The sequence below is a fragment of the Sphingobium sp. DC-2 genome (genome assembly GCF_000722555.1).
GTDB lineage: Bacteria > Pseudomonadota > Alphaproteobacteria > Sphingomonadales > Sphingomonadaceae > Sphingobium > Sphingobium quisquiliarum.
Map to the genome: position 1 here is coordinate 63,006 of NZ_JNAC01000008.1, position 23,430 is coordinate 86,435.

At 61.1% G+C, this 23,430-nt stretch carries 19 protein-coding genes and 1 pseudogene; 6 read left to right on the top strand and 14 right to left on the bottom strand.

The window, feature by feature from the left end:
* Positions 1-2 precede the first annotated feature (2 nt).
* The 5 genes from ET21_RS0101580 to ET21_RS0101600 form a co-directional block, all read right to left on the bottom strand.
* Complete coding sequence (locus ET21_RS0101580) at positions 3-623, bottom strand: peptidylprolyl isomerase (protein ID WP_051767894.1); 621 nt, start codon at positions 621-623, stop codon at positions 3-5.
* Between the two features lie 389 nt (positions 624-1,012).
* Complete coding sequence (locus tag ET21_RS0101585; RefSeq protein WP_030538310.1) at positions 1,013-1,687, bottom strand: 4-carboxy-4-hydroxy-2-oxoadipate aldolase/oxaloacetate decarboxylase; 675 nt, start codon at positions 1,685-1,687, stop codon at positions 1,013-1,015.
* Between the two features lie 87 nt (positions 1,688-1,774).
* Complete coding sequence (locus ET21_RS0101590) at positions 1,775-2,821, bottom strand: dihydrodipicolinate synthase family protein (RefSeq protein ID WP_051767880.1); 1,047 nt, start codon at positions 2,819-2,821, stop codon at positions 1,775-1,777.
* Positions 2,822-2,840: 19 nt separating this feature from the next.
* On the bottom strand, positions 2,841-4,337 hold the full coding sequence (locus ET21_RS0101595) for an aldehyde dehydrogenase family protein (RefSeq protein ID WP_337587937.1): 1,497 nt from the start codon (positions 4,335-4,337) through the stop codon (positions 2,841-2,843).
* A gap of 40 nt (positions 4,338-4,377) precedes the next feature.
* Complete coding sequence (locus ET21_RS0101600) at positions 4,378-5,379, bottom strand: LacI family DNA-binding transcriptional regulator (RefSeq protein ID WP_051767882.1); 1,002 nt, start codon at positions 5,377-5,379, stop codon at positions 4,378-4,380.
* Between the two features lie 351 nt (positions 5,380-5,730).
* Here ET21_RS0101600 and ET21_RS0101610 point away from each other — a divergent pair, with 351 nt between their 5' ends.
* From ET21_RS0101610 to ET21_RS0101620, 3 genes are read left to right on the top strand one after another with little or no spacing between them, the layout of a single operon-like run.
* Positions 5,731-6,693 carry a C-terminal binding protein gene (locus ET21_RS0101610; protein WP_030538314.1) on the top strand — a complete coding sequence of 321 codons (963 nt, stop codon included), beginning with the start codon at positions 5,731-5,733 and terminating at the stop codon, positions 6,691-6,693.
* Complete coding sequence (eno, locus tag ET21_RS0101615) at positions 6,690-7,976, top strand: phosphopyruvate hydratase (RefSeq protein WP_030538315.1); 1,287 nt, start codon at positions 6,690-6,692, stop codon at positions 7,974-7,976. The genes ET21_RS0101610 and eno overlap by 4 nt, the downstream gene beginning before the upstream one ends.
* An 11-nt stretch (positions 7,977-7,987) precedes the next feature.
* On the top strand, positions 7,988-8,956 hold the full coding sequence (locus tag ET21_RS0101620) for a phosphotransferase family protein (protein WP_202807106.1): 969 nt from the start codon (positions 7,988-7,990) through the stop codon (positions 8,954-8,956).
* A gap of 52 nt (positions 8,957-9,008) precedes the next feature.
* On the opposite strand, the gene ET21_RS0101625 is transcribed toward ET21_RS0101620, so the two are convergent.
* The 3 genes from ET21_RS0101625 to ET21_RS0101635 all read right to left on the bottom strand — a co-directional run bounded on the left by ET21_RS0101625 (position 9,009) and on the right by ET21_RS0101635 (position 12,455).
* A complete protein-coding gene (locus tag ET21_RS0101625) occupies positions 9,009-10,085 on the bottom strand; it encodes an aromatic ring-hydroxylating dioxygenase subunit alpha (RefSeq protein ID WP_051767884.1) in 1,077 nt (358 codons plus the stop codon).
* A 115-nt stretch (positions 10,086-10,200) separates the two neighbouring features.
* Complete coding sequence (locus tag ET21_RS0101630) at positions 10,201-11,220, bottom strand: dihydrodipicolinate synthase family protein (RefSeq protein ID WP_030538318.1); 1,020 nt, start codon at positions 11,218-11,220, stop codon at positions 10,201-10,203.
* Between the two features lie 140 nt (positions 11,221-11,360).
* Entirely contained in the window at positions 11,361-12,455 is a 1,095-nt protein-coding gene (locus tag ET21_RS0101635; protein ID WP_030538319.1) for an aromatic ring-hydroxylating dioxygenase subunit alpha, read from the bottom strand.
* Between the two features lie 115 nt (positions 12,456-12,570).
* Between ET21_RS0101635 and ET21_RS0101640 the strand changes: the two genes are divergently transcribed.
* Complete coding sequence (locus ET21_RS0101640; protein WP_030538320.1) at positions 12,571-13,488, top strand: LysR family transcriptional regulator; 918 nt, start codon at positions 12,571-12,573, stop codon at positions 13,486-13,488.
* A 4-nt stretch (positions 13,489-13,492) separates the two neighbouring features.
* Here the strand turns inward: ET21_RS0101640 and ET21_RS0101645 are convergent, their stop codons facing one another.
* Complete coding sequence (locus ET21_RS0101645; protein ID WP_030538321.1) at positions 13,493-14,383, bottom strand: alpha/beta hydrolase; 891 nt, start codon at positions 14,381-14,383, stop codon at positions 13,493-13,495.
* A gap of 508 nt (positions 14,384-14,891) precedes the next feature.
* Here ET21_RS0101645 and ET21_RS0101650 point away from each other — a divergent pair.
* Positions 14,892-15,839, top strand: a complete 948-nt coding sequence (locus tag ET21_RS0101650; protein WP_156028978.1) for a hypothetical protein — start codon at positions 14,892-14,894, stop codon at positions 15,837-15,839.
* Between the two features lie 160 nt (positions 15,840-15,999).
* On the opposite strand, the gene ET21_RS0101655 is transcribed toward ET21_RS0101650, so the two are convergent.
* The 5 genes and pseudogenes from ET21_RS0101655 to ET21_RS27995 all read right to left on the bottom strand — a co-directional run bounded on the left by ET21_RS0101655 (position 16,000) and on the right by ET21_RS27995 (position 22,159).
* Positions 16,000-17,352, bottom strand: coding sequence for a glycosyltransferase (locus tag ET21_RS0101655; protein ID WP_030538323.1), 1,353 nt, complete (start codon positions 17,350-17,352; stop codon positions 16,000-16,002).
* Between the two features lie 80 nt (positions 17,353-17,432).
* Complete coding sequence (locus ET21_RS0101660) at positions 17,433-19,697, bottom strand: tetratricopeptide repeat protein (protein ID WP_051767888.1); 2,265 nt, start codon at positions 19,695-19,697, stop codon at positions 17,433-17,435.
* Between the two features lie 124 nt (positions 19,698-19,821).
* Positions 19,822-21,074, bottom strand: a pseudogene (locus ET21_RS26350) (DUF3500 domain-containing protein).
* A 45-nt stretch (positions 21,075-21,119) separates the two neighbouring features.
* Entirely contained in the window at positions 21,120-22,019 is a 900-nt protein-coding gene (locus ET21_RS0101670) for an aromatic ring-hydroxylating dioxygenase subunit alpha (RefSeq protein ID WP_030538325.1), read from the bottom strand.
* Entirely contained in the window at positions 21,932-22,159 is a 228-nt protein-coding gene (locus ET21_RS27995; RefSeq protein WP_162180677.1) for a hypothetical protein, read from the bottom strand. Before ET21_RS27995 ends, ET21_RS0101670 begins: the two co-directional genes overlap by 88 nt.
* Positions 22,160-22,342: 183 nt before the next feature.
* Between ET21_RS27995 and ET21_RS0101675 the strand changes: the two genes are divergently transcribed.
* Positions 22,343-23,368, top strand: a complete 1,026-nt coding sequence (locus ET21_RS0101675; RefSeq protein WP_037470054.1) for an aromatic ring-hydroxylating dioxygenase subunit alpha — start codon at positions 22,343-22,345, stop codon at positions 23,366-23,368.
* The last annotated feature ends 62 nt before the right edge of the window (positions 23,369-23,430 follow it).

The window sequence follows — 23,430 nt, forward strand, 5'->3', positions numbered from 1 at the left end:
AATCAGGACGCTGGCTTGCGCCGCGCCCCGATCAGCCACGGCTTCACGCCCCGGCTGGGGCGCGGCGTGCCGTCGATCCGGCGTGCGCGGATGATCGTGACCGGCTTCACTATCATCTGCCCGCGCATCGGCCCGGAGCCGCAGCAGGTCGGCTGCGACAATATCCTGCGCGCGACATCCATGCCAGCGACGACATGGCCGAAGGCGGCATAGCCGATATAGTCGCCGCGCGCATCCATATTGGGCGTCGCGCCCAGCGTGATGAAGAAATTGCCCATCGCCGAATCGGGACGGTTCGGCCGCGCCATGGAGATCGTCCCGTCCAGATGGCGGATGCCCGTCTTCGTGGTCGGCTCGTGCGGGATGGGCGGCAGCGACCGGCGGGCATCCGTGTCGATCCCGCCCTGGATCAGCCCCAGTTTGGGATCGCTCTTACGCCGCGCCGCGCGGTAGAAGGTCACCCCGTCAAAGCGGCCATCATCGACATAGGTCAGGAAGTTGACCGAAGTGCGCGGCGCGCGAACCATATCGACTGCCACCACGATCGTACCGGCCGACGTCTCGATCGCCACACGCGTATAGCCAGGCGCCGACCGGTTGGCGGGGAGCGCCAGCGCAGGCATGGCGGAACAGGCGAGCAGAAGGGAAAAGAAGGCAAGTACAGCGCGGCGCAGCGGAAGGTAACAGGCTGCGAGAGGGGAATATGATCGCTGAACCAAAGATGCTTTCCGTATCGGTGAACAGGATAAGTGGCGGACAAACTCACGCGCCAGGCCGCTGAGCTGCGACTGATCCTTGAGCAGTTCCGGCTGCGGAAGTCCACCCTGTCATCGATAGATACAGCCAAGCGGACCCGCGATCGGAACATGCTCGATCCGGGAGGGGTGGCGATGAAAAGCACGGATGCGGGAAGGCCCCCTGATTTGCTGCCGTGCCATTCAGGGCCAGCATAGTTCATTGGGAGCATGCTTCCGCCATGATTCCTGGCCCAGAGCAGATGCTCTCCCGGCAATCAGGGCAGGTTCAAACCCTTGCTCGCGAGCAAGGGTCTCAATCCATGCAGGTCCAGGCCCGGCTGTCCGCCGAGCAAGGCTGTGCGTTTTTTATGTTCGTCCTCTTGGCGGGCCCGCGCCTGGGCTAGGACGTGGGACGCGTCGTCCCGCCGGATCACGCAGACGCCGTCATCGTCAGCGGCCAGAATGTCGCCCGGCCGTATATAGGCGTCCCCGCAAGCCACCGGGACATTGACGTCACCCAAATCGAGGGTGGATGGACCGTGCGGCGAGATGCATCGCGACCAGACCGGCAACCCCAGTTCGCGCAGGTCGCGGACATCACGGACCGCGGCGTCAACGATCAGGCCGCGGCAACCGCGAGCCAGCGCCGCCGCCGCGAACAGGTCCCCGGCATAGGCAATGTCGCTGGGGCTGTCGGGCACGATCAATATTATGTCGCCAGCACGCGCATAAGCGAGGGCGACATGGTTCATCAGATTGCTCGTCGGCGAGCATGAGATGGTGATCGCGCTGCCGGCAATCCGCGTCCCGGCGACAAGCGGGCGTAACGTGCTGGCCAGCAGGCCTGTCCGTCCCTGCGCCTCGTAGATCGTCGATACGCCGCACGCCGCAAGGCCGTCGATCACGTCAGGATCAGCGCGTTCTATGTCGGAAATCACTGTTCCGGCCATGACGACAGGTGCCTCCCCTTGCTGTAGCGCCGATCAGCGAAAAAATCCCGGATGCTTAAGCCGCACCCGGGAAATGGCCAGTGGCCGTCAGGCGGCCGTGGAGACCTCTCGCATGGCGCTTTCCGCCTGCCGCATGGTCTTGTGAGGATATTTCTTGTGCATCTCGCGATCCCGCATTCCCGCTGCCCGCCCGGCTTCGAAGCGTTCTTCGGGAGCGACATGATAGGGTGGCAGCGCAGGGCCACATTTGATGTAGCCGCTGGTATGAATACGCGTCTTCATCGCCGGGATCTTGGACACATGCCAGTCGTCGATGCCCGTCTTGGGGAACAAGCCTTCCGATGCCCACTGCATGTCGGCGCGAATGACCTCTGCCTTGGCATAATCCTTGGCCAGGATCGCATCCTGCATGGCCATGATCGGGCCTGGGGCCATGGAAATGCTGCTGGACCAGATCGCGTCCATGTCGAACAGCTTGTTTGAAATCCACCAGTCATATTCATGGGTGAGCAGCTTGATACGTCCGTCGACTGCCCGCATGTCGTTCGCATAATTGTTGGCGATGGGCTGCCCCAGAACCAGCATCGTGCGGTACTTGCATGCGACAATCTGGGGGATCTTCGCGAGTTCGGCATAGACTTCAGTCGTGATGGGGCGCTTGAAGGCCTGCATGTCATCGTAAAGGAAGATCGCCATGTCGGGAAACTCCTCGGCGATATCCCTATAATATTGGACGATCGCTATGTCTGACATGGCCGACATCATCGGCCGCCCCATGTTCAGGCCATGCGCGCCCACCTCACGGAACGCCCGCACCCGCTTGATGGTGTCGCGCGTGTTAAGCGTCGTCGCCCCCGCAAAGACCGGCACCCGGTCGTTCACGGATTCGACGACGGCGCGGGTAAGGTCCACTATCTCCTCGAAGGTCAGCGAAGGCAGTTCGCCGAAGGTGCCGTTGAGGCAGATCCCCGTCGCGCCATCCTTGATGAGGACGTCCGCCGCGCGGGCCGCTTCGTCCAGGTTCAGAACGTCCTTGGCGTGCCGATCGATGACGATATCCGTCCTCACCGGGGTCGGCATATAGGCGATTACGCCCTTGATATCCTTTGAAGACAGTTGTGTAGTCTTAACCATGACAGTTACCTCCTGATGTTCATGAGTTGGAAGAAGAAGTAGAGCCAGCCCAATGCGGCATTTCCCCGATCCCGCTGGGGAGGCGGTAGCTCTTGGTGAAGCCGTACTCGCTCAGCGTCTCGGGCGCATGTTCCCGGCCAAAGCCGCTATGCTTCGTGCCGCCGAAGGGCGTGCCGAAGAAGGTCCGGTGATAATTGTTGATAAAGACGGAACTGACCGACAAACGCCGGGCGATGGCGAGCGCTTGCGCCGTGTCGCCGCTGAACACCCCCGCGACAAGGCCATAAGGCGTGTCGTTGGCGATCTCGACCGCTTCCTCCATGCTGCCGAACCGCATCACCGCGACCACGGGGCCGAAAATCTCCTCCCGCGCGACGCGCATGTCACGGGTGACGCCGGTGATGACCGTGGGCCGGACCCATGCGCCTGCGGCAAGGGCGGGATCGGACGGCAGTTCGCCCTGAAAGGCGATCGTCGCCCCCTCCTTTTGCGCCACGTCGATGAAGTCGAGCACCTTGCGTTGCTGCCCATGGTTGGCGACCGGCCCGACCGTTGTCAGCGCATCGTCGAGCGGCCCCAGCCTGAGCCTGCTCACACCCGCGACAAGCCGTTCGACAAATTCGTCATGAATATCGGCATGGACCAGAAGCCGGGAGGATGCGGTGCATGCCTGGCCGCAATTGTAGAAGCCGCCCTCGATCGCATAGGGAACCGCCTGGTCGAGATCGGCATCCGCCATGACGATCAGCGCGTTCTTGCCGCCAAGTTCCATCATCGCGGGCGTCAGATTGTCGGCCAGCGTTTTCAGCACATGCACGCCGGTCGGACTGGCGCCGGTGAAGGAAAGCTTGGCAATCATCGGATGCGCGGCGAGCGCCTTGCCCACGTCCGGGCCGCCCGGCACGACCTGAAGCAGATCCCGTGGCAGGACGGTGTTCAGGATTTCAACGATGCGCATGATGGTGCGCGGCGCCTGCTCCGGCGGCTTGAGGACCACGGCATTTCCCACCGCCAGCGCAGGCGCGGATTTCGCCCCGGTGTGGATCGGCGGCCAGTTGAACGGAAGTATCCCGCCGATAATCCCGAAGGGTTCGAGCATCGTCATCGAATAGCTATGCCCCACATCCTGGGCGCGGCTGGGCAGGACGGCGGTGAGTCCGCCAAAATATTCGAAGGACGCGATCAACACCTGCACATCCATGTGCGCCTGGATGACCGGCTTGCCCATTTCCTGGCTTTCAATCTCCGCAATCTCGTTCGCGAAGGGCTTTATGGCCTCGGCACATTCGCGAAGAATCCGCCCGCGCTCCAATGCGGGCACCCAGCGCCATTTTTCGAACGCGCTGCGCGCGGCGCGGATTGCCGCATCCACCCCATGCTCATCTGAGCACACGATATCCCAGAGGGGCTGCCCCGTAGCAGGGGCAATGACCCTCAGATATTCAGTGTTCTTTGAACCGGCCCAGCGATTCTCTATGACAGGCACGCTCTTGCTCATGTGCACACGTGTGCACATGCTCTTGAAACCTGTCAAGCATATTGCGCGGGAAAATTGTTTACGGCTTTACCGCTCGCGTGGAGCCGCGCACCACAAGTTGATAGTTGAGTTTGACGAAGGGCTGTACGCTACGCGGCCCCTCATGACGCCGTTTAAGGATCATCGCTGAGGCAGCATGGGCGAACTCCTCCAGCGGCAAGCTGATGGAAGTCAGGCCGCCCGGCCAGGTTTCGTACCAGGGCGAGGAGCCTGTCACCACCAGCGACAGATCATCGGGAATGCGCACGCCCGCTTCGTTGAGCGCCAGGATGCCTCCGGGCGCGAAAGACGCAGCGGACAAATAAATGGCAGTGGGAGGCCGGGGCAGCCGAAGGAAGGCCGCGACCTGGCTATAGCCTGCATCGGCACCGGCCGCTTCAATGCATATAAGGTCCGCATCATGCTCCACGCCCGCCTGCCGGAAGGCCTCGTGAAATCCGGCCAGACGCTCCGCGCCCGCCATGGTCGCCGAAGGCAGTCCTACAAATCCGATTTTTCGATGGCCGAGGGAGAGGAGATGTTCCGTCGCCATCCGCGATCCCTCAGCCGCATCGACCGTCACCACGGGCTGAGACAGCGCGCGATGATGGCGCAGGAACTGGACGCAATAAACCTGATTGAGGAGGGACAGGGTTTCCCTATGCGGCTTGGCCGACAGGGCGATGACGATACCTTCGACCTGGCTTTCGAGGAGCGAGCGCACCACCTCCGCTTCGACGCCGGGGTCGTCGGATGAAAGAGCCAGCACCATTTGCCGTTTCTGATGGATGCAGTCATCGGCCAGCCCCTGGGCTACGGCCGCGAAGAATTCGTTCCTGATGTCCGGCAGGACAAGGCCGATGATGCCGCTGCGCCCGCTGCGCAAGGTACGGGCGCCCGCATTGGCAACGTAGCCGAGTTCGGCGGCCGCCCTTTTCACCCGCTCGCGCGTTTCCGGGCTGATACGTGAATTTCCCGCAAGCGCGCGAGAGACGGTGGAATGAGCGAGACCCAGATGGGCCGCCAGATCCGTCACCGTCATTCGCGGGCGCTTAGCGCTTCTTGCCTCGTCCTTTTCGTTCAATCGTTCCTCCAAAGGGGCGCGCGGCTGCTCGTTCATTTCGCCGGTCTTTTGCGATGTCACGGATCAGGAATGCAATTGCAAAAGCGCCACAGCCATATTGCAAGGTTCCACATGCATGAACGTTGGATGATAGGCCTTATGGCGCCGCGACATGCCCAACTGCCTGGGCGATAGGAACTATTGCGCAAAGCGATTTGCCCGATGCAGCATAAACCCTAAGCTTCGCGCCGCACTTCAGGGCCACTTACCAAAAATAGCATCGCGGCGAACATGCTTCGCCTTTGGCCTGAATCATGGCGGGAGGGGATCATGGCGACAGTTTTTCAGACAGACTATGCCTGGCCTGACGACAGTATCGAGCGAAGCGTGATCGAAGCAGCCGGTCATCGCCTGATCAGCGGTCCGTCCGTCCCTCAACCAGCGGAGGCGATCGCGGAGCTTGTCGCCCGGAACGACCCGGAGGCGATCATGACCTGCTGGGCAAACGTGTCCGCCCAGGCGATCGGATCGCCATCCCGGTTGCGCATCGTCCAGAGGGTGGGCGTCGGCCTGGACAATATCGATGTGGCGGCGGCGACCGGACGTGGCGCGTGGGTGGCGAACGTCCCGGACTATTGCGTGGGCGAAGTGGCGGATCACGCGGTCGCGCTCCTTCTCGACTGGGCTCGTGGTACGGTGGCTTTCGATCGTGAGGTCAAGGCTGGCCACTGGAATCCGGCCGCCGCCCGGCTGCGGCGGGTGTCGGATTTGACGGTGGGCATCATCGGCTTTGGCCGGATCGGGCGTGCGACTGCCCGCCGGATCAAGGCGTTCGGATGCAGGATGCTTGTCAACAGCCGGAGCGCCGTTGCGGATGCCAATGTCGAACCTTGCACATTGCCATCTCTCCTCGCCAGCAGCGACGTGGTCATACTGCATGTGCCGCTCGGCAAGGATACGCATCATTTGATCGGATGGGCGCAACTCAGGCAGATGAAGCCGGGAGCCTTTCTCATCAATGTCAGCCGCGGCGGGCTGGTCGACAGCGAAGCGCTTCTCGCAGCGCTGGAGGAGGGGCGGCTTTCCGGCGCCGGGCTGGACGTCGTCGAGGGTGAGCCGCACCCGCCGCCTGCATTGGTCGAGCGCCCGGACGTCATCGTGACCCCGCACATCGCCTTTTCGTCGGAGGCATCTCTTTCCGAACTGCGCCGCCGTTCGGCGGAAGAAGTCGTGCGGGTGCTCGCCGGTGCCGATCCCCTGTTTCCATGCAATTCCCCAAAGGCATATCAATGACATCGACCATCATCAGCGCAATCCACGCGCGCCAGCTGCTGGACAGCCGGGGCCGCCCGACCCTGGAAGCGGAAGTATCGCTCGCATCGGGCGACAGCGGCCGGGCATCGGTCCCCTCCGGCGCGTCCACCGGCAAGGCGGAGGCTGTCGAACTGCGCGATGGCGGCCATGCATGGGGCGGGCTTGGCGTTGCGCAGGCGGTCGACAATGTGCGCAAGCTGATCGCGCCTTCGCTCATCGGCATGGACGCCAGCGACCAATCGAAGCTCGACAGCATGATGCGGGAAATGGACGGGACCCCCAACCTTGGCCGCCTGGGCGGCAATGCCATTCTGGCCGTGAGCCTCGCAGCGGTGCGTGCGAGCGCGGCCGCCGGACGCCAGCCCCTGTACCGGCGTTTTGCCGAACTCGCCGGAGCCGAGCCCGCCATGCCGCTGCCCATGGTGAATATCCTGTCGGGCGGATTGCATGCCGGGCGGGGCATGGATGTGCAGGATTTCCTTGTCATGCCGGTGGGAGCGGGCAGTTATGGCGAAGCGCTCCAATGGGTTTGCCGGGTCAGGGATGCCGCAGGGCGCATCTGTGCCGAACGGGGCCTGCCGACGCTTCTGGCGGACGAAGGCGGCTTATCCCCCGGTTTCGCAACCTCCTTCGAAGCACTCGATCTGATGCTGCGCAGTTTCGAGGCAGCGGGGCTGCGGGCGGGCGAGGATGTCGCGATCGCGATCGATGTCGCCTCATCCTCCCTGATCGATGAAGATGGCGCTTATGTCTTCGGGCGCGAAGGACGGTGCTATAGCAGCGCCGGAATGATCGGCCTTCAGAAGGAGTGGATCAGCCGCTATCCTGTCATATCCATCGAAGATGGGTTGGGTGAGGACGATTGGGACAATTGGCCGGAAATGACCCGGCAACTGGGCCGCATCCAGCTGGTCGGCGATGACCTGTTCGCAACCCGGCCCGATCGCATTCGCCGCGGAATCGAGAGCGGGGCCGCCAATGCCGCACTGATCAAGGTGAACCAGAATGGCACCGTCAGCGGCACTCTCGACGCGATCCGCATGGCGCGGGAAGCGGGTTATGCGACAGTGATCTCGGCGCGATCCGGCGAGACGGAAGATGATTATCTCGCCGATCTAGCGGTGGGGACCGCGGGCGGGCAGATCAAGGTCGGGTCGGTCCGCACGTCCGAGCGCATGGCGAAATATAATCAACTGCTGCGTATCGAGGAAGCGGGGCTGCCTTGGGCAGGGACTTCAGCCATTGGGCCGTTCGGAAGATGACAGAGAGCAGCTTGACAGCCTTCCTGGAGGAGAATGGCCTGGCCGCGTCCGGCGAGAGCGGAGATTGGACGCCGTTGGCCGGGGGCGTATCCTCCGATATATGGCGCGTGACGACGAGCCGGGGGACATTCTGCGTCAAGCGCGCGCTGGCGAAACTTCGTGTCGCTGCGGACTGGGAAGCCGATGTGGGCCGCAATGCCTATGAATGGGCCTATATGCAGACGGTCTCGGCCCTTCGTCCGGGTTCGGTGCCCCTGCCGCTGGCGCATGATCCCGCGCGGGGCCTGTTTGCCATGGAATGGCTTCCGCCCGGCACGCATCCCCTCTGGAAATCTCAGCTCCTGGGAGGCGTGGCCGACCCGGGTTTCGCCGGAATGGTCGGCGATCTGATCGGCTCGATCCATGCCGCAAGCGCGGTCGACCCCAGCCTGCCGGATCGCTTCGCCACCGATGCCAATTTCCATGCGTTGAGGCTGGACGCCTATTTTCTGGCAACGGCTCGCGTCCACGATGACCTTTCGGACATTCTGACCGGGCTTGTGCGGCAGACGGCTGGAACCAAGCTCGCACTGGTTCATGGCGATGTGTCTCCGAAGAATATTCTGGCGGGGCCGGATGGTCCTGTGCTGCTCGACGCGGAAGTCGCGTGGTTCGGCGACCCGGCATTCGACCTCGCATTTTGCCTCACTCATCTCATCATCAAGGCGAAGGTTCTGGACGGCCCCGGCCATGAAATCGCCACGGCCGCCCGGCTGCTGGTGGAGCGCTATTTTCGCCATGTGAATTGGGAATCGCCCGAACGTTTGTCCGCGCGGGCCGCCATGCTGCTGCCAGCGCTTGTCCTGGCTCGCACCGATGGGAAATCGCCGGTCGAATATCTGGATAATGGCCAGCAAGGCACTCTTCGCCATTGCGCGCGCGGGGTGCTGCTGGCCAGTCCCAAGACTATCCAGGAGTCGATCGCATTGCTTCTGTTATAGTTTTTCCCCGATCATGACCGCAATGCATGGCGGCCTGAAAGAGCAAGCCGCCTCATAGTATAGCGGCGACCTTCGTGACATCGGCCTTCCGGCCGGCTTGTCGCTGGTGTGAAGTCTTCATCATCAGCCGTTCGAACAAGGTGATCGCCTTGTCAGCCGCATTGGGGATCATCGGGATATCGCCCGGTGTTTCATCGATGACGCGCTGCTGCGCCTCGATCATGATGCGATCCTCCTCGAAAGCGCGCGACGCCATCGCCAGGCGATCCGCTATGACGCCCTGGGCATCGGGAAGGCTGCTCGCCACTCCCCAGACATAGAAGTAGCGGGACGTGCGATCGCCGGTCGCGCAGACCGATTGGCCGCTATATTCCGTTACCAAGGGCTGAATATCGGGAGCGCCGAAATCCAGTCTTTGCGCAGTCCCGGCAGGGTATGACCGCGCCCACATCGAAAGGTGGCCGGGCACGGTATAGTCATATGTCAGATAATTATCGACATATGCATCCATTTGAACGCCGGGAGTGTCGTAGGACAATGATTGGGGAACCCACCAATGAATGCTCAGCCCGTTTTCCACGGACTTGATGCTGCATCGGGCCTGTCCCCAGGATTCTTCACTTGATCCGAAACTGGAGGGATGCACATAGGCCGCGTGCGTGAAATCGAGAAGGTTGGCGTTAACCTGCTCGGCAGCGGCCTCATAGTCGATCTTGCCTGATCCGAAAACGAAGTCCTTGTCATCGAGCGAAAGGAAATCCGGCAAGGAACTGTGATCGGCCGCAACATCATCCGCGCCCCAGGCGAACACCCAGCCACCCTGCTCGGCTATGGGATAGGTTCGAAGCCTCGCACGGGGCGGAATGCTCCCCTGCCCAGGTATTTCAATGCACTGGCCATCGCGGTCGAACAGCAGGCCATGATACATGCAGCAGATCGAGGACCCTTCGCACCGGCCACGTGACAAAGGCGCGAAGCGGTGGCTGCATCGATCCTCGATCCCGGCCAGTTCCCCCTCCCCCGTCCGGTAGACAACGATCGACCGGCCCAACAGCCTGACCGAAACCGGCTGGCCAACACCGAACTCCTTCGAATAGCCGATGCTATGCCATGCGTTAGGGGGAATCATGCTGCTCTCCTTCAGCTCCGCCGATCGTTAAATACCCCGCGGCGGCCAGACTGCCTTGCGCAACACATGCTTATTCCTTGCCCGTCCGCGACAGCCCGGCCAACCGAACAACCGCTCAGATCGGATTACGCCCGATGAAAAATTCCTTGAGCGGGTCCATGCTGGGGTTGAGGCCCGCATCGATCGCGCCTTTGCGGAGCGCGTTCATCTGCGCATCGTGGATCCGCATTGTGGGCGCGCGTAGCGGTCCGCCATTATAGCCCTGCAACCATGACTGGAATTTCCAGGCCTGACGATTGATGAAGAAACCGCCATGCAGCATAGGCATCAACGCCTGGCGCGCCTTGCGTGCCGGATGTATCCGCCAGTAGATTTCAGCCGCCTCTTCGAATTTGCGCTCACGCAGCAGGTTGAAGACCTGGGGGATCAGCGGGCCCCAGAATTCATGGTCGGCCGTGGCGGACAACTGGATCGGCATGATCTGGGAGAGCGGAAGCAACTCCGCCTCCAGCGGCATGGAAATCACCACTTCCTCGCCGAACAGGCGGTCGCATTCGATCAGCGACTGGACGGAGGGACCACCGCCCTCCGCCTTGATCGCCGCGATGTTGGGGCAGTCGTCGATCAGGCGGCGAATGAGGCCGACGGGAAGGTCGGATGGATGAATCCGGTTAGCAAAGCCCCACAGGAAAACGGGGAAAAGCATTACGGCCAGATTGGTCGCGTCACAAAAGGCCTTTGTATAATCGTAAATGTCCTGCTCGCTTTCCGGGTAGAAGTTCGGCGGGTAGGACAGCAGGACAAGTTCGGCCCCGGCAGCTTCCGCGCCCTGCACGGCGCGGATATTCTCCTCCAGATTGCTCCAGCTCGCATGATGGACGATGATCAGCCGGTCGCCTGCTTCATCCTTCATGATCCTCAGGAAATCCAGATATTCCGGGAGGGTGATGGTTATTTCCGACACGCCCAGCGTACCGATGAACCCATGTTCGATCGCCAGCCGCGTGTCGTGCCGGATGGCGGGTTCGTTGATGCGCGTCAGATCGCCCGAAAAGGACGGGATGGTGCAGCTCATCGTTCCGACAAGCGTTTCGCGCGCCCATTTGCGCGCTTCGTTCTTGGTATAACGGGCCATTCGGCTTGATCCTTCCAGAAGGGTATATGTGCGTTCAGCAATTCATGAATGCCGCGAAATTCACCGGCTCCAGCCACATGCAGTCACCGCGCATGATCGCCCGTGCGCAGCCTCTTTTCTGCTCGATGCGAGAGCCAGCTTCATTCCTGCTGCATTTTCTCCGCATCCGTCATCGCAGCGACCAGGCGGCGGCCAGTGACTCCGGCACGATCGGCCGAAACGCTGAATTCCAGCGCCTCGTCCTGGTCGGCCGCCCGGCGAGCCATATCCTGCGTCGCCTCCAGCATCGTCACATCCTCGGCAAAAACCTTGCCGATGAAGGCGCGCGTCTGTTCGACATCATAGGGGCCGCCATGATCGCGTGCCATGACCCAGTAATAATGGGTCTTGCCGACGGACACCGGCGTGGTCAGATGCACGACCCTGGCGAAACATTCGCTTAGCCCGTTGGGTTCGGTGTCCAGATCATAGATGTTGACGGCGGAATGATGGGCGCCGGGCGATAATTGCGTTCCCCATGTTTCGCGGTTGACGATCTTGCCGGGCGTCTTGTTGGCGGCAGCGGCATAGATTGCCGCGAGCGGCGAGTTTTCGAAAAACTGGCTATAGGTGACGCGGCCATTGGCGCTTTCCACCTTGGGCGGGCGGTTCCAGTCAGTCACGCCGAGCGAGTTTTTGTGAAGGAAACTGAAATGGGTGAGATCGAGGACATTTTCCTTGATCTGCATGAAATTCGCATTGACCGCCTTGTAGCCCCAGACATTATACCAGGCCGGATCTTCCAGATAGGCGAGGTCCGCGGGGATAAGCTCAGGATCGGCAAGGCTCGCCTCTCCCATCCAGATCCAGATGAAGCCATATCGTTCCTCCACCGGAAAGGCGCGTATGCGGATCGCGGAGGGCGTATTGTCCTGCGTCGGCACTTTCATGCACTGGCCGGATGGTTCGAATTCCATGCCATGATAGGGGCATATCAGCCTGTCGCCAGCGACCTCGCCCATATGCAGCGGCGCCCAGCGATGCGGGCAGCGGTTGTGCAGCGCCACCGCCTCTTGGGACTCCGTGCGATAGAGCGCGATCGGAAGCTCCATGATCCAGCGCATGATCGGCTTCTCGCTCACTTCGCTGCCGTGGGCCGCGACCCACCAGCTGTTGAGCGGCCAGTTCCGCGCAGTCCCGCTGGTGCCGATTCCCGGCCGGATGGGATCGGGACTGAGGGCAGAGGCGTCGTCCATAACTCTCTCCTGAAATATATGATTGATGATTGCTGACGAGCATTATGCCAGCCGCTGGATCATCCACATAATTCAAAGTATGAACGGATTAGCATTCACCGGATGGATGATAAGCATGCGCTTCAAAGGCCTTGATCTCAATTTGCTGGTAGCGCTCGACGCCCTTCTGGAAACGCGCAGCGTCGCGCGGACAGCCGAGCGCGTCGGCCTCAGCCAGCCAGCGACCAGCGCGGCGCTCGCCCGCCTGCGTCAATTTTTCGGCGACGACCTGCTCATCGCTGAGGGACGCCGCTATCACCTGACGGCAGCGGCGCGGGCGTTGCGCCCGCTGGTGCGCCAATGCCTCAGCGACGCCGAGCAGATCGTGACGGTCAGCGGCGGATTCGATCCTTCGACAAGCGTGCGGGACTTTCGCGTCGTCGCGTCCGATTATTCCGCCGTTGCCGTCCTGACGCGGCTGGCGGCGAATATGGCATCGCGCGCGCCCGACATCGCGCTCGACATCATCCCGCCCGAATATGGCAGCCCGCGCCAGTTCGAGGACGGCACCATCGACATATTCATCGGTCCCCAAGTTTATCTGCGGCGGGACCAGCCCACCGAATTCCTCTATGAGGAAAGATATGTCATCACCGGGTGGGCGGAAAATCCGGTCTTCCAGCGGCCTCTGACGCTGGAGGACATAGAAGGGGCCGACTTTGTTTCAGCACGGTTCGGGCCGGACCGGTTCGGCGGATGGGGAGAGCAGCATCTGGAGGCGCTGGGGATAACGCGCCGTATCGAGATCGGCATCAGTTCGTTCGCCACGGTGCCATGGTTCCTGCCGGGCACAATGCGGCTCGCCCTCATGCACGAGCGGCTCGCCCGTTTCTTTGGCGAGGTCGCGCCGCTGCGCTGGAGCTATCCGCCTTTCGAAGTTCCGACGCTCAAGGTACTGGCGCAGCATCACCGGTCCCGCAGCGACGATCCGGGCGTTCTTTGGCTGCGCGAGCAGATCAGGATGGCCGTTCAGGACGGCGGCATCCCGGACTGATCCGTCAGGCCTTGAGTCTTTCGGCGATGAAATGATGGATGCGGCTTCGCGCCGCCCGCGCCATTTTGGTGGGCTGGGCAAGCAGGAGATGGCGCCCTTCAGGATATATGGCGAGTTCCGCGCTATTCCCTGCCGCGCGCCACCGCGCCGCCATGAACATGCTGTCGTCAAGGACCACGTCCTGCGTGCCCACGGTGAACAAGGCGGGCGGCATGTCCGCAAGGTCGGCATAGAGGGTGGAAATGGCCGGATCGCGCAGCGCCTCCCCAGTGCGTCCGGGAAAGGCGCATTCGCGCGTTTGGCCGAGGCGCCTGGGCGAGAGAAACTTGTCAGGCGTCGTCCGCCGCTGACTGGGCGTGCCGGAAAGGTCGTAATTGCCCGCGACGAGGCTGGCCCCGGCGACGCGCTTCGCCGCACCGGACGCATCCCGCAGTTGCAGCAGCACCATGACGGCCAGCGTCGCTCCCACAGAATCGCCGCCGATGACGATGCGGTCGGTGCCGAACTCCGCCGCGCCATGATCGAGCAGCCAGCGCGCGACCGTGAAACAATCGTCCCGCGCCGCCGGAAAGGGATGTGCTGGCGCCAGGCGATAATCGACGCTGACGGTGATGGCGCCGATGGTTTTGGCAATGTGGCGGTTGGGATAATCCGCCATCGCGGCACTGCCTTCGACAAAGCCCCCGCCATGAAAATGGAGATAGATCCCCGCCGCCGCATCGGCGGGACGAATGATCCTGACCGGAACGCCGCTGATGTCGCGCGCCTCCGCAGGCAGTTCGGTGGCAGGAGGCGCAGGCGGAATATTCGCCGGGATGTCATCAGGAACACTGGCGTTAAATGCCTGCTGCTCCGCGATCAGGGCTTCCAGCGCCGGATCAAACAAATTCGTCATCTCTCCACCCTGCTTCGCGCGACCGGATGCCGAGCAATGAGGCAGGTCCGCGACGCCAGGCCTTACAGGTCAGCAGACATGCAGGCGGACGATCGCGCCAGCCCGATTGCGACGGGGCACGCTTTGTTCATCGCCGGAACGAATAGCCCGATCACCAAGGGGGACAACATGCAATATGCGATATTGTATAATGCGAGAGGAGATAAAGGCGGGCGCGGGCGAAGCGGACTAACGGCTCATGGAAGGAATAGCGCGATAAGTGGCTATTCATGGTGACGGGAAACCCCATTCAAAGGGTTGTCGGACACTTTCACGATCCGACAGTGTTTTTCGGGCATAAAAACAGACGCGCGGCGGCGTTCCGTCAGGCTGCCGAACTGTGCGCGCAAATCATGTGTTTGGCGACAGAGAGAGAAAAAGCGCATCGACCGCATGGCGTGCAGGCAATATTAGGAAGTATCTCGTAGGGGTGGCACCTTACTGCCCGCAAGCTAATCGAGAAATTACAATGCGCCCGTCTGAATGGCTCAAATTCTGGAGCAAGCGACGCCCCGACGACGTTTCGCCTCGTATCATGCTCGCCAATCTACCGGGCGATGACAACAAGCGCCTTGTTGCTCTGCGATCTGCCATGCGCGCGTTCCCCGGCGTTGCGCGCATTGGCGATGGGCCGTGGGGATTAGGCCGCGAAACAGAACTTCCTATTCGTTTGCACGCAATCCGGGCCATCTTCGTGACGTGGAGCGATTTTGTGTTTGACGGCGTGCGAAACGATGCGCGGCGCAAAGCCTCCGAGACGCTTGCCGCGCTGTTGGCGAAGTTGGATGAGGGACTTCCCGACTTTTACAATCGGAATATCATGGGAAGCGACTATGCGGTTGCGTCTTGGCAAGATGCGGTGGAGGCTGCCCGGAGGGGAGTTTCGCTGGTTGAGGCTATAGAGACGCTCGCATTTCAAGACCTCCCGTTCGATCATGGCCGGTCCTACCGGGACTTTCTCGACACGCTGAGCATATATGGTCCAACCGGGCGCAGTGATATGGCTAGGTGGCGAGCAGCGCAACGCGCCGCAATCGGTGCAGATTGTGCTGTATTGCAAGACAAAGAGATGACACCGGCAGAGTTGGCGCTAGCGCCGCTATGGCCTGATCCCCACAGCGCCGCGCTGGAAACCAATCTCACGAGGGGTTTAAGCGCGAAGAACGCGGGCGAATTGGGCGGGCATATCGAAACATGGTTGCGGGAGCGCAAAGATGGCTCCCTTGTCCTCAACATGGACCCAGAACAGGCGCGGGAGCGGGTTGTGAAGATCGCAAATCTTCCCCTTTCGTTCTGGCAATGCCGCCCTGCTACCGACACACTTTACGCTTTCGACTATTGCTTGGACGGAGATTTGAAGAACCCGAACTGGGGTAGCGAGACCCTACTTCGTCCTGACTGGCAGAAAATGCGATAAGCGTCGGCGTTCCATGACCGAGAATCAGGTGTTTTCCGTCATTGTCCACCTGAGGGGCGGCATAGGGCTCGATAGATGACGGCTTTAATTGTGGGCGGGCATTTCGCCGTCCATTACCTTATGTTTTTCCGAAGGAGTCCAGCTCAGACCCGGTCCCAGATCACGCTGCCAGCCGCATTTCCGATTTGGATACCAGCGCCAGTAAGGAGATGTGATTGAAGAACCACATTTTTTCCACCGTCAGGCTGCTATATTTGCGGATCGTGTTGGCGAAGGTGTAGGGAGTGTACCAGACATTATGATCTGGATGGACGACTTCCACGAATGTCTGGCTTCCCTGGACATAGTCGAAATGTCTCGCACGGCACTGAAAGGCGTCAGGTACGGAGATGAAGTAGCAGGCCGCATCAAGACTTTGGAGTTGCACCAGGAATTCTTCCACATTCGCCACATGCTCCATGACTTCGGGCACGAGGACGACATCATAGGACCCTTTGATATCCTCAAAACGCGTGTAGAGCTGCCCCTTCGTCAGCGGCCTGAGCTGTTCCAAGGCTTCAGCATGGACATCGAAGCCATCCAGTTGGGCGCAATAAGGTTCCAGCGCGAGGTGCAGGGATGTGGCGGGATCGGTGATCGGCCAATCGGCGCACCCGACATGCAGCACCTTTTTACCTTCGCACATCTTCGCGAAGACATCGAAACGGTTCAGGCTCGCAATCTCATCGGAGACTTCCACGTGCTGGACGAAATAGGGATCGTGCAAGTCTTCAAGCACTGATCCAGCCTTTGCCGCCCCGGCTTCTTCAGCCAGCGGTGCAGGCTGGGCCACATCGCCGGATGACGGTGCGGGCGCGGGCTGCTGGTTGGCGGGGGTGAAGTCCTGCTGGTAAATCTCATCATAGGCCTGACGGGTCGAACCCCAGAGCTGATGAGCATAGACCGGATCGGATCCTTCATAGCTGATGCCGCTGAAATGGCGGGGGATGAAATAATGGCTGGGGTAGATGCGCAGCCGCGAATAGGCATATTTGCGATAGCTGTCGGTAAGGCGCTGCGGCCCCACCGTTTTCCAGGCCATGTCTTGGATGACCGTGGGCTCCGCGGCGATATCGTCGATGATCTGCTTGAGAAACGGATTGCCTGCCACGCTTCCAAAATAGCCCGCGGCGATGAGGCCGGGGCGCACAATCTCATTTTCCCAGCAGGCGAAGGCTTCGCAGTCGAGCAGTTTCTCGTCGAGGGGACTCAGGGCGATGCTGTCGGCGTCCAGAACGACGCCGCCATGGGCATGCAGGATCTCCCACCGCATGAGGTCCGCGACTCCGTTCAGTTCGCGCCCGGCCATGTCCCGCATGTGCCGGTGGTTGATCCATTCCATCCCGTCCAGTTCGGCATTGCCCCACAAGATGAAATCCCAGTCCGGGTTCATGGTGCGCCATGTTTCGATGCAATTGTCTGGACGCTTGCTTTCGTCACCAACCCAGATGAAGTGGATGAGCTTGGGGATCATGGGCTTTGGGTCCTGCGTCTGTGAACTGGCCGCCGATTTCTTCGACACAGACGAGGTAAACCACTATGCTTAATCAAAGGTTATTCGAACGCCATCCCGTCGTGGCCGATCGTGATCGGGGCGGGCGCGAGTCCCTGTAGCCGCCGTTCATGCGCAGCTTCATAGGCGGCCTCCAGGCTGCGCGTATGCGCCGTGGTGTCGAACAGGGGCGATGACGTCCTGTTCACGGCCAGGCGCGCCTTCAACGCAGCGAGCTTTTCGGGAGAATGCGCCAGTTCCAGCGCCATCGCCTCATAATGATCGGGCGATGAGGCAATAAGATCCGGCATGTCGAGAGCAGACAGGAGGCTGGCGCCGACGCGGGATGCGAACTGTTCACCGGCAACCGTCAGCATCGGCAATCCGCCCCAGAGCGCGTCGCTTGCGGTGGTATGGGCATTGACCACAAAGGTATCGAGGAAAAGATCGGCATGGATGTGGCGCGCAAGATGATCTGCGTGGGGTATCTTTTCAGCGAAGACCAGCCGCGCCGGGTCCACGCCGCGCAGCCTTGCCTGTTCCTGCAAATTGACCTGTGCCCAGGGGTTGGAGCGGATGAGCCACAAGACGCTGCCTTCAACCTGCTTTAGCAACCTCATCCAGATGTCGAATTCGCGCGGCCCGATCTTCCAGTTCTGGTTGAAACAGCAGAAGACGAAACCATCCCTGGGAAGTCCAAGTTCGGTGCGGTCGGCCGGGCAGTACCCGATTGCGCGCTGGTCGTCATTGGTCTGATAGCTGCCGGGAAGCCGGATGACCTGTTCGGCGTAATGAACCTCCGCCCCGGCCGGGATGACTACTTGGTCGGCGACGATATAGTCGAGGAAGTTCGCGCCGATCGTGCCGGGATAGCCCAGATAACCGATCTGCACAGGGGCCATGCGTCCGGCAAAGAGCGACAGCCGCGCGTCGCGCGTATGCCCCTTCAAATCCACGGCGATGTCGAGCGCGTCTGCACGAACGCGTTCGAGCACCTCGGCATCGCTCATTTCGCGGATGTCGGTAAAGGCGTCGAGACAGGTCAGCAGCGCCTGGCGGCGGCCTGATCCGTCATCCGCGCCAAAGCTGTAGGCCCGGATCTCGAACCGCTCACGATCATGTTCGCGAAGCAACCCCGACATCAGATGAAGCGTGGCGTGGTCGTGAAAGTCCGCCGAAAAATAACCGATCCGAATTTTGCCTCCCGGCTGGCGGTCGGGCGGCGCGAAGGCTGGACTGCGATTCGGCATGGCTGCCTGCGCAACGATCCGCGCGCGGGCGAAAAGCCGGGCAGGATCGTCTTCGAACGGCAGCGCTATGAAGGGCGGTATGGGATCATTGCCCTTTGCCGCCTGAATCGGAAGCGCGGAAAATTGGTCGCGCCGTGTCCAGTCGCACAGATGCGCTTCAAGGTAGAGAAGCTGAGCGCTGACATGGTGATCGGAAGGCAGGATGTCGTGCGCGCGCGAAAATGCCTCGTGCGCTTCGTTCAAAGCCCCCGCGAGCGTCAAGCCATTGGCGAGATTGATGAAGGCCCGGCCATTTGCCGGATCGATGGATGCGGCCTGGCGGAACGAAGCTATCGCGCTTTCCGTCCTTCCTTCCGCCAATTGCGCCGACGCCAGATTGGTCCAGCCATCGAAATGATCGGGACGAAGGCGGGTAAGGCGCTCATAGCAATCCATGGCCTGCGCATATCGCCGGTTTTCGCGATGCAGATTGCCCAGATTATAATGGACATCCACATAGTCCGGCTGGATCGCCAGCGCCGCCCCATATGCGTCTGCGGCGGAGTCCGGCCGGTCCTGTGCCGCGTACAAATTGGCCAGATTATACCATGCTTGCGCATAGTCCGGGTTCAGCCGCGTCGCCTCCAGATAGCAGGCTTCGGCCTCCTGCAACTGACCCATCTGCCGCAGCGCGATTCCAAGATTGTTGTGATGGACCGGATCTGATGGGTGACTCTCGATCGCCTTGCGCAGAGCCGTTGAAGCGAGCGCCGGATTGTCGAGCCCAAGATAGGCGACCCCCAGCACCCCCTGAAGGGCGGACAATTGGGGGAAAGTGCGGGCGAGCTTTTCCGAACGGATCGCCATTTGCTCATAATCCGCATCGGCATGGAGCTTGCCGATCTCCGCCAGTTCGGCCTGGAGGAATGTTTGGGGATCTTGCTCTGGCTGGCGGAGCCGCGATAGCTCGTTGTGCGCCTTGCGATTGTTGGGGTGTCTGGCCAGCACCTCCTCCAGCAGGCGCCGCGCTTCGCCGCCGTCGCCCCGCTTTTCAGCACGCTTCGCTTTCAGGAATATCGCTTCTAAGCCGCCAGACATGGGCCCATCCATCATTCGATAATGTTGAGCCGGCCTAATATATGCCTCGATAAAATATGGTTAATATAAAGCCTGCGCCTCCATGAAGCGCCTGATGCATGAACCGGCAGACTGGCCCGCGTCCTTAGGGCGCCGGACGGTGCACATCTTCCAGGTGCTGCCGCAACAGATCCTTGCCATAGTCGTTCCCATTAGGAGTGCGTACGACCGTGTGGACGTGACATTTCGCAGGGGTCGCATTATTGAGCCAGACACCGGCATGATGATCGAATTCCAGCATAATCACCGGGCTTTGAATCCGATAATAGAAGGGCGTGTCATCGCCATAAGCGCCAACCCAGCTCCAATGCGTGCGGTCAAGGTGACGCTCGATCTGGGCAAGCTTCGCGCAGAGCGGTCCATCGGGCAGGTAAACCAGAAAGGTCCTTGCCAGGTCCATCAGCATGCTGCGCTGCGCGTGGTTGAAGGCCACAGCCGAAACGCCTTCGAACGGAACGACGCGGTTATCGCGAAAGGCCCCGCCAAGATGGAGTCCATCGCCGGGATGCCAGCGTCCTTCGGGCAGGTCGGTGCCCAGCATCGACGGAAAAATCTGCGCCTGATCGCGCAATTCCGGGCGTAGCGACTGCATCAGCGCCAGACCAATCTCTTCCTCTTCCCTGAACATGCGAAGCCCGGCATGCGGCCCGGTGTCGATGCGCGTCGGTTCGGCGCCCATGAAGGTCGGCGAAATCACCATCTGCCGGTCAATGATCATACAATTGAGCGCGAGGTGGTGACCGTAGAAATTCCACCCCCAAGGTGCGCTGAGCGATGGTTCGCCGAACAGCACGAAATTATAGCTATGCTCATTCATCAGCGCTGGCAGTTGGGTCAATTCGCCCAGAAAGGCATTGGCGATCATGCAACCGCGCGCCTTGGCGAATCCTGATGTGCTAAGGGAGGCACGGATCACGTCCAGCACCGCGTTCCGCACGGCCGTCCTGCATTCATCAGACGCAATCCATTGTCGTTCCAGAGGAACTCTGGGTTGCTCCAGCGGCGCCAGGCATCCGAGTCGATCGGATGACGCAACTTCGCTGCCTCATGGCCATTGACGGTTTGCAGCAACCGGCAGGCGGCCTCGAACATCTGTTCCGCCGGGGCGTCCTCATCGCCGAGTGCGAACAAATCCTGCTCGCACATTCCGTCACACGTCAACCCGTGAAACGGCTCAGCGGCCAAGGACTCCCAAGGATCGAGAAACAGGGCCTTCGCGCGCGGCTGCGCTTTCATCCTGAGCCCGAATTCAGCCGCCGTCAGGCCGCGCGCGCCTTCCAGCTTCGGGTGATCGAGAGCATAAAGGAGGCCGCGAAAGTCGTTAGACATTGTCATCATTCAGCCTGTTGCAACCCTGCCGCGAAGATCAAGCGCTACGCCCGCTCAAGCTTTTTCAAGCGCTTCGGCCTGGGCGAGCTTGTTCAGATGCCGCCGCAGCATCACGCTCGCCTTGTCGCTGGCGAAGCTCATCTCGCGAAAATCGTCCCGCCGGTCGGCCTGGACCAGTGAGGAGATGTGCTCAAGCGCTTCCTTGTCCTCAAGGAACGCAGCACCGATGCCGGAACGGAACATCTCGCCCAGTTCGTCATCGTCCGTCGCGAAATCGCGCGCGAAGAACCACCAGTAATGGGTCGTGTCCTGATGCTCGGGCGTGATGAAGTGAAGGATGCGGATGTGATAATCACGTGGCTCGACATCATCGCCGCCTACCGCCCGGATCGTGGTCGCACCATCGGCCGAGGCCGGCGAGCGATACCCCTCTTCGATCGTCCGGGTGATCAGCGGTTCGCGCAGACGCAGGGCGCGATTCCACAGCGGTGGCGCCGGAACGTCGCGATATAGCATATGCGAGAAGATACCGTCATCGCGCGTCTCTATTTCGATTGCCGCGCTGCTTTGATCCGGCACGCCGATACTGCTGCTATGAAGATGTTCGAAGTGCGACAGGTCGAGCAGATTCTCCTGCAACCCGACATAGTTCGCATCAATATGATAGTAACCGGAAACCACGGCCCAGCCCGGCTCCGTGAAGGAATGATGCTTGGGGATAAGGGCGGGATCAGCCGTATCGGGTTCCCCCATCCACACCCACACCAGCGGCGCGCGTTCGACAACCGGATAAACGCGCGTACGCAAATTGCCCGGAGTCTTGGCGATCGGAGGGAACAGGGTGCAACGGCCATCGGGCGCGAACGTCATGCCGTGATAGCCGCAAGCGACCTGATCACCGACGCGCTTCCCCTTCGAAAGCGGGAAGGAGCGATGCGGACAGCGATTGTCCATCGCCACCGGCGCACCGGCTGGCCGAGGATCCAGCGGTCCATCAGCCCGCCATCCAGCTCGTCGCTCAGCCCGGCGACATACCAGGCATTGCGAATGAGCGGTGTCGCGTGGTCGGCGAGATCTGATCTGATCGTGCTCAATGTTCCTTCTCCTGCAAGCTTGGTATCGCGACCACCGTCCCTATCTGCACCGTGATAGTTTTTCTAGAAAAATATTATTTTTATTGCGGCCGGAGCATGGTAGGCCGCACCTGTTCAGGCAATGTCCGCGCGGCCGCCTCGTGCCTTATTGGATATGGCCTGATTGGATATGGGAGGTGAACCGTGGGCTTTGTACGGAACAACTGGTATGCCGTGGCGCGAGTAGACGAAGTCGAGCCGGAACGTCTGCTGGCGCGGCGCGTGCTGGATGAGCCGCTTGTCCTGTTTCGCGAGAACGATGGCACGATCGCCATTCTTGAGGACACCTGCCCGCACCGCTTCGCTCCGCTGAGCCTTGGCAGGCTTCGCGACGGCGCGGTCGAATGCGGCTACCACGGTTTGCGTTTTTCCGGCACGGGCAGCTGCGTCTTCAATCCGCGCGCCGACGGTTCGATCCAGCCGGGATTGGCGGTCCGCGCTTATCCCAGCGTGGAATTGCACGGACTGATCTTCGTGTGGATGGGTGATCCCGCAAACGCGGACCCTTCGAAGTTGCCCGATCTCAGCTTTCTGGACGGCGCGAGCTCAAACGACGTGCTGACAGGTTATCTGCGGACCGAGGCGAATTACGAACTCATCATCGACAATTTGCTCGACGCCAGTCATGCGGATTTTCTCCACCCCGGGCTGCTTTCGACCGGTGGCGCCTATGGACGGCATGTGCCGAAAGTCGATTATGCAGGCGATGAGGTGTGCGAGACGTTCATGCTCGAAAATCTGCCCACCCAGCCAGCCGTCACGCCCTATCTGAGCGAGCCTGGCAAACCGGCGCATCAGAAGATGGTGTTCCGCTGGGTCGGCCCGTCCTTCGTCTATATTTCCGGTGACATCTGGCAGGATAGCGATCCCAGCCGCGTGCTGATTTCAAGATCGCTCCATGCGCTGACCCCGGAAAGCAACGGAGCGACGCACTACTGGTTCAAAATACGCCGCAATTACGACCTGGAGCGGCCCGTGCCCGATCGCGAAGCGGGGGTGCTCTATGCATTCGGCCAGGAGGACAAGCCGATGCTGGAGGCAGTGGCGAAACGGATGGGCGGCAAGAACTTTTGGGATCTGCGCCCCGCCGTCCTTCAAGGCGACAATGCGCAAGTCATCGCGCGGCGGCATCTGCGCAAGATGGTCAATGCCGAGCAGCCCCAAAGTTGACGATGGGCATGAGTGTGGACCGGCGTGCAAAAGGGACCCCGTTAGCGGGGTGATCGGCGTCT

What these genes read in the sequence shown, in the direction of transcription:
- ET21_RS0101640 (WP_030538320.1), top strand. Translation starts at nt 12,571, where the DNA reads ATGCGCTTCAAAGGCCTTGATCTCAATTTGCTGGTAGCGCTCGACGCC.
- ET21_RS0101660 (WP_051767888.1), bottom strand. Translation starts at nt 19,697, where the DNA reads ATGTCTGGCGGCTTAGAAGCGATATTCCTGAAAGCGAAGCGTGCTGAA.
- ET21_RS0101635 (WP_030538319.1), bottom strand. Translation starts at nt 12,455, where the DNA reads ATGGACGACGCCTCTGCCCTCAGTCCCGATCCCATCCGGCCGGGAATC.
- ET21_RS0101645 (WP_030538321.1), bottom strand. Translation starts at nt 14,383, where the DNA reads ATGACGAATTTGTTTGATCCGGCGCTGGAAGCCCTGATCGCGGAGCAG.
- eno (WP_030538315.1), top strand. Translation starts at nt 6,690, where the DNA reads ATGACATCGACCATCATCAGCGCAATCCACGCGCGCCAGCTGCTGGAC.
- ET21_RS0101595 (WP_337587937.1), bottom strand. Translation starts at nt 4,337, where the DNA reads ATGTGCACACGTGTGCACATGAGCAAGAGCGTGCCTGTCATAGAGAAT.
- ET21_RS0101630 (WP_030538318.1), bottom strand. Translation starts at nt 11,220, where the DNA reads ATGGCCCGTTATACCAAGAACGAAGCGCGCAAATGGGCGCGCGAAACG.
- ET21_RS0101590 (WP_051767880.1), bottom strand. Translation starts at nt 2,821, where the DNA reads ATGGTTAAGACTACACAACTGTCTTCAAAGGATATCAAGGGCGTAATC.
- ET21_RS0101650 (WP_156028978.1), top strand. Translation starts at nt 14,892, where the DNA reads ATGCGCCCGTCTGAATGGCTCAAATTCTGGAGCAAGCGACGCCCCGAC.
- ET21_RS0101670 (WP_030538325.1), bottom strand. Translation starts at nt 22,019, where the DNA reads ATGGACAATCGCTGTCCGCATCGCTCCTTCCCGCTTTCGAAGGGGAAG.
- ET21_RS0101600 (WP_051767882.1), bottom strand. Translation starts at nt 5,379, where the DNA reads ATGACGGTGACGGATCTGGCGGCCCATCTGGGTCTCGCTCATTCCACC.
- ET21_RS0101610 (WP_030538314.1), top strand. Translation starts at nt 5,731, where the DNA reads ATGGCGACAGTTTTTCAGACAGACTATGCCTGGCCTGACGACAGTATC.
- ET21_RS0101585 (WP_030538310.1), bottom strand. Translation starts at nt 1,687, where the DNA reads ATGGCCGGAACAGTGATTTCCGACATAGAACGCGCTGATCCTGACGTG.
- ET21_RS0101655 (WP_030538323.1), bottom strand. Translation starts at nt 17,352, where the DNA reads ATGATCCCCAAGCTCATCCACTTCATCTGGGTTGGTGACGAAAGCAAG.
- ET21_RS0101580 (WP_051767894.1), bottom strand. Translation starts at nt 623, where the DNA reads ATGCCTGCGCTGGCGCTCCCCGCCAACCGGTCGGCGCCTGGCTATACG.
- ET21_RS0101625 (WP_051767884.1), bottom strand. Translation starts at nt 10,085, where the DNA reads ATGATTCCCCCTAACGCATGGCATAGCATCGGCTATTCGAAGGAGTTC.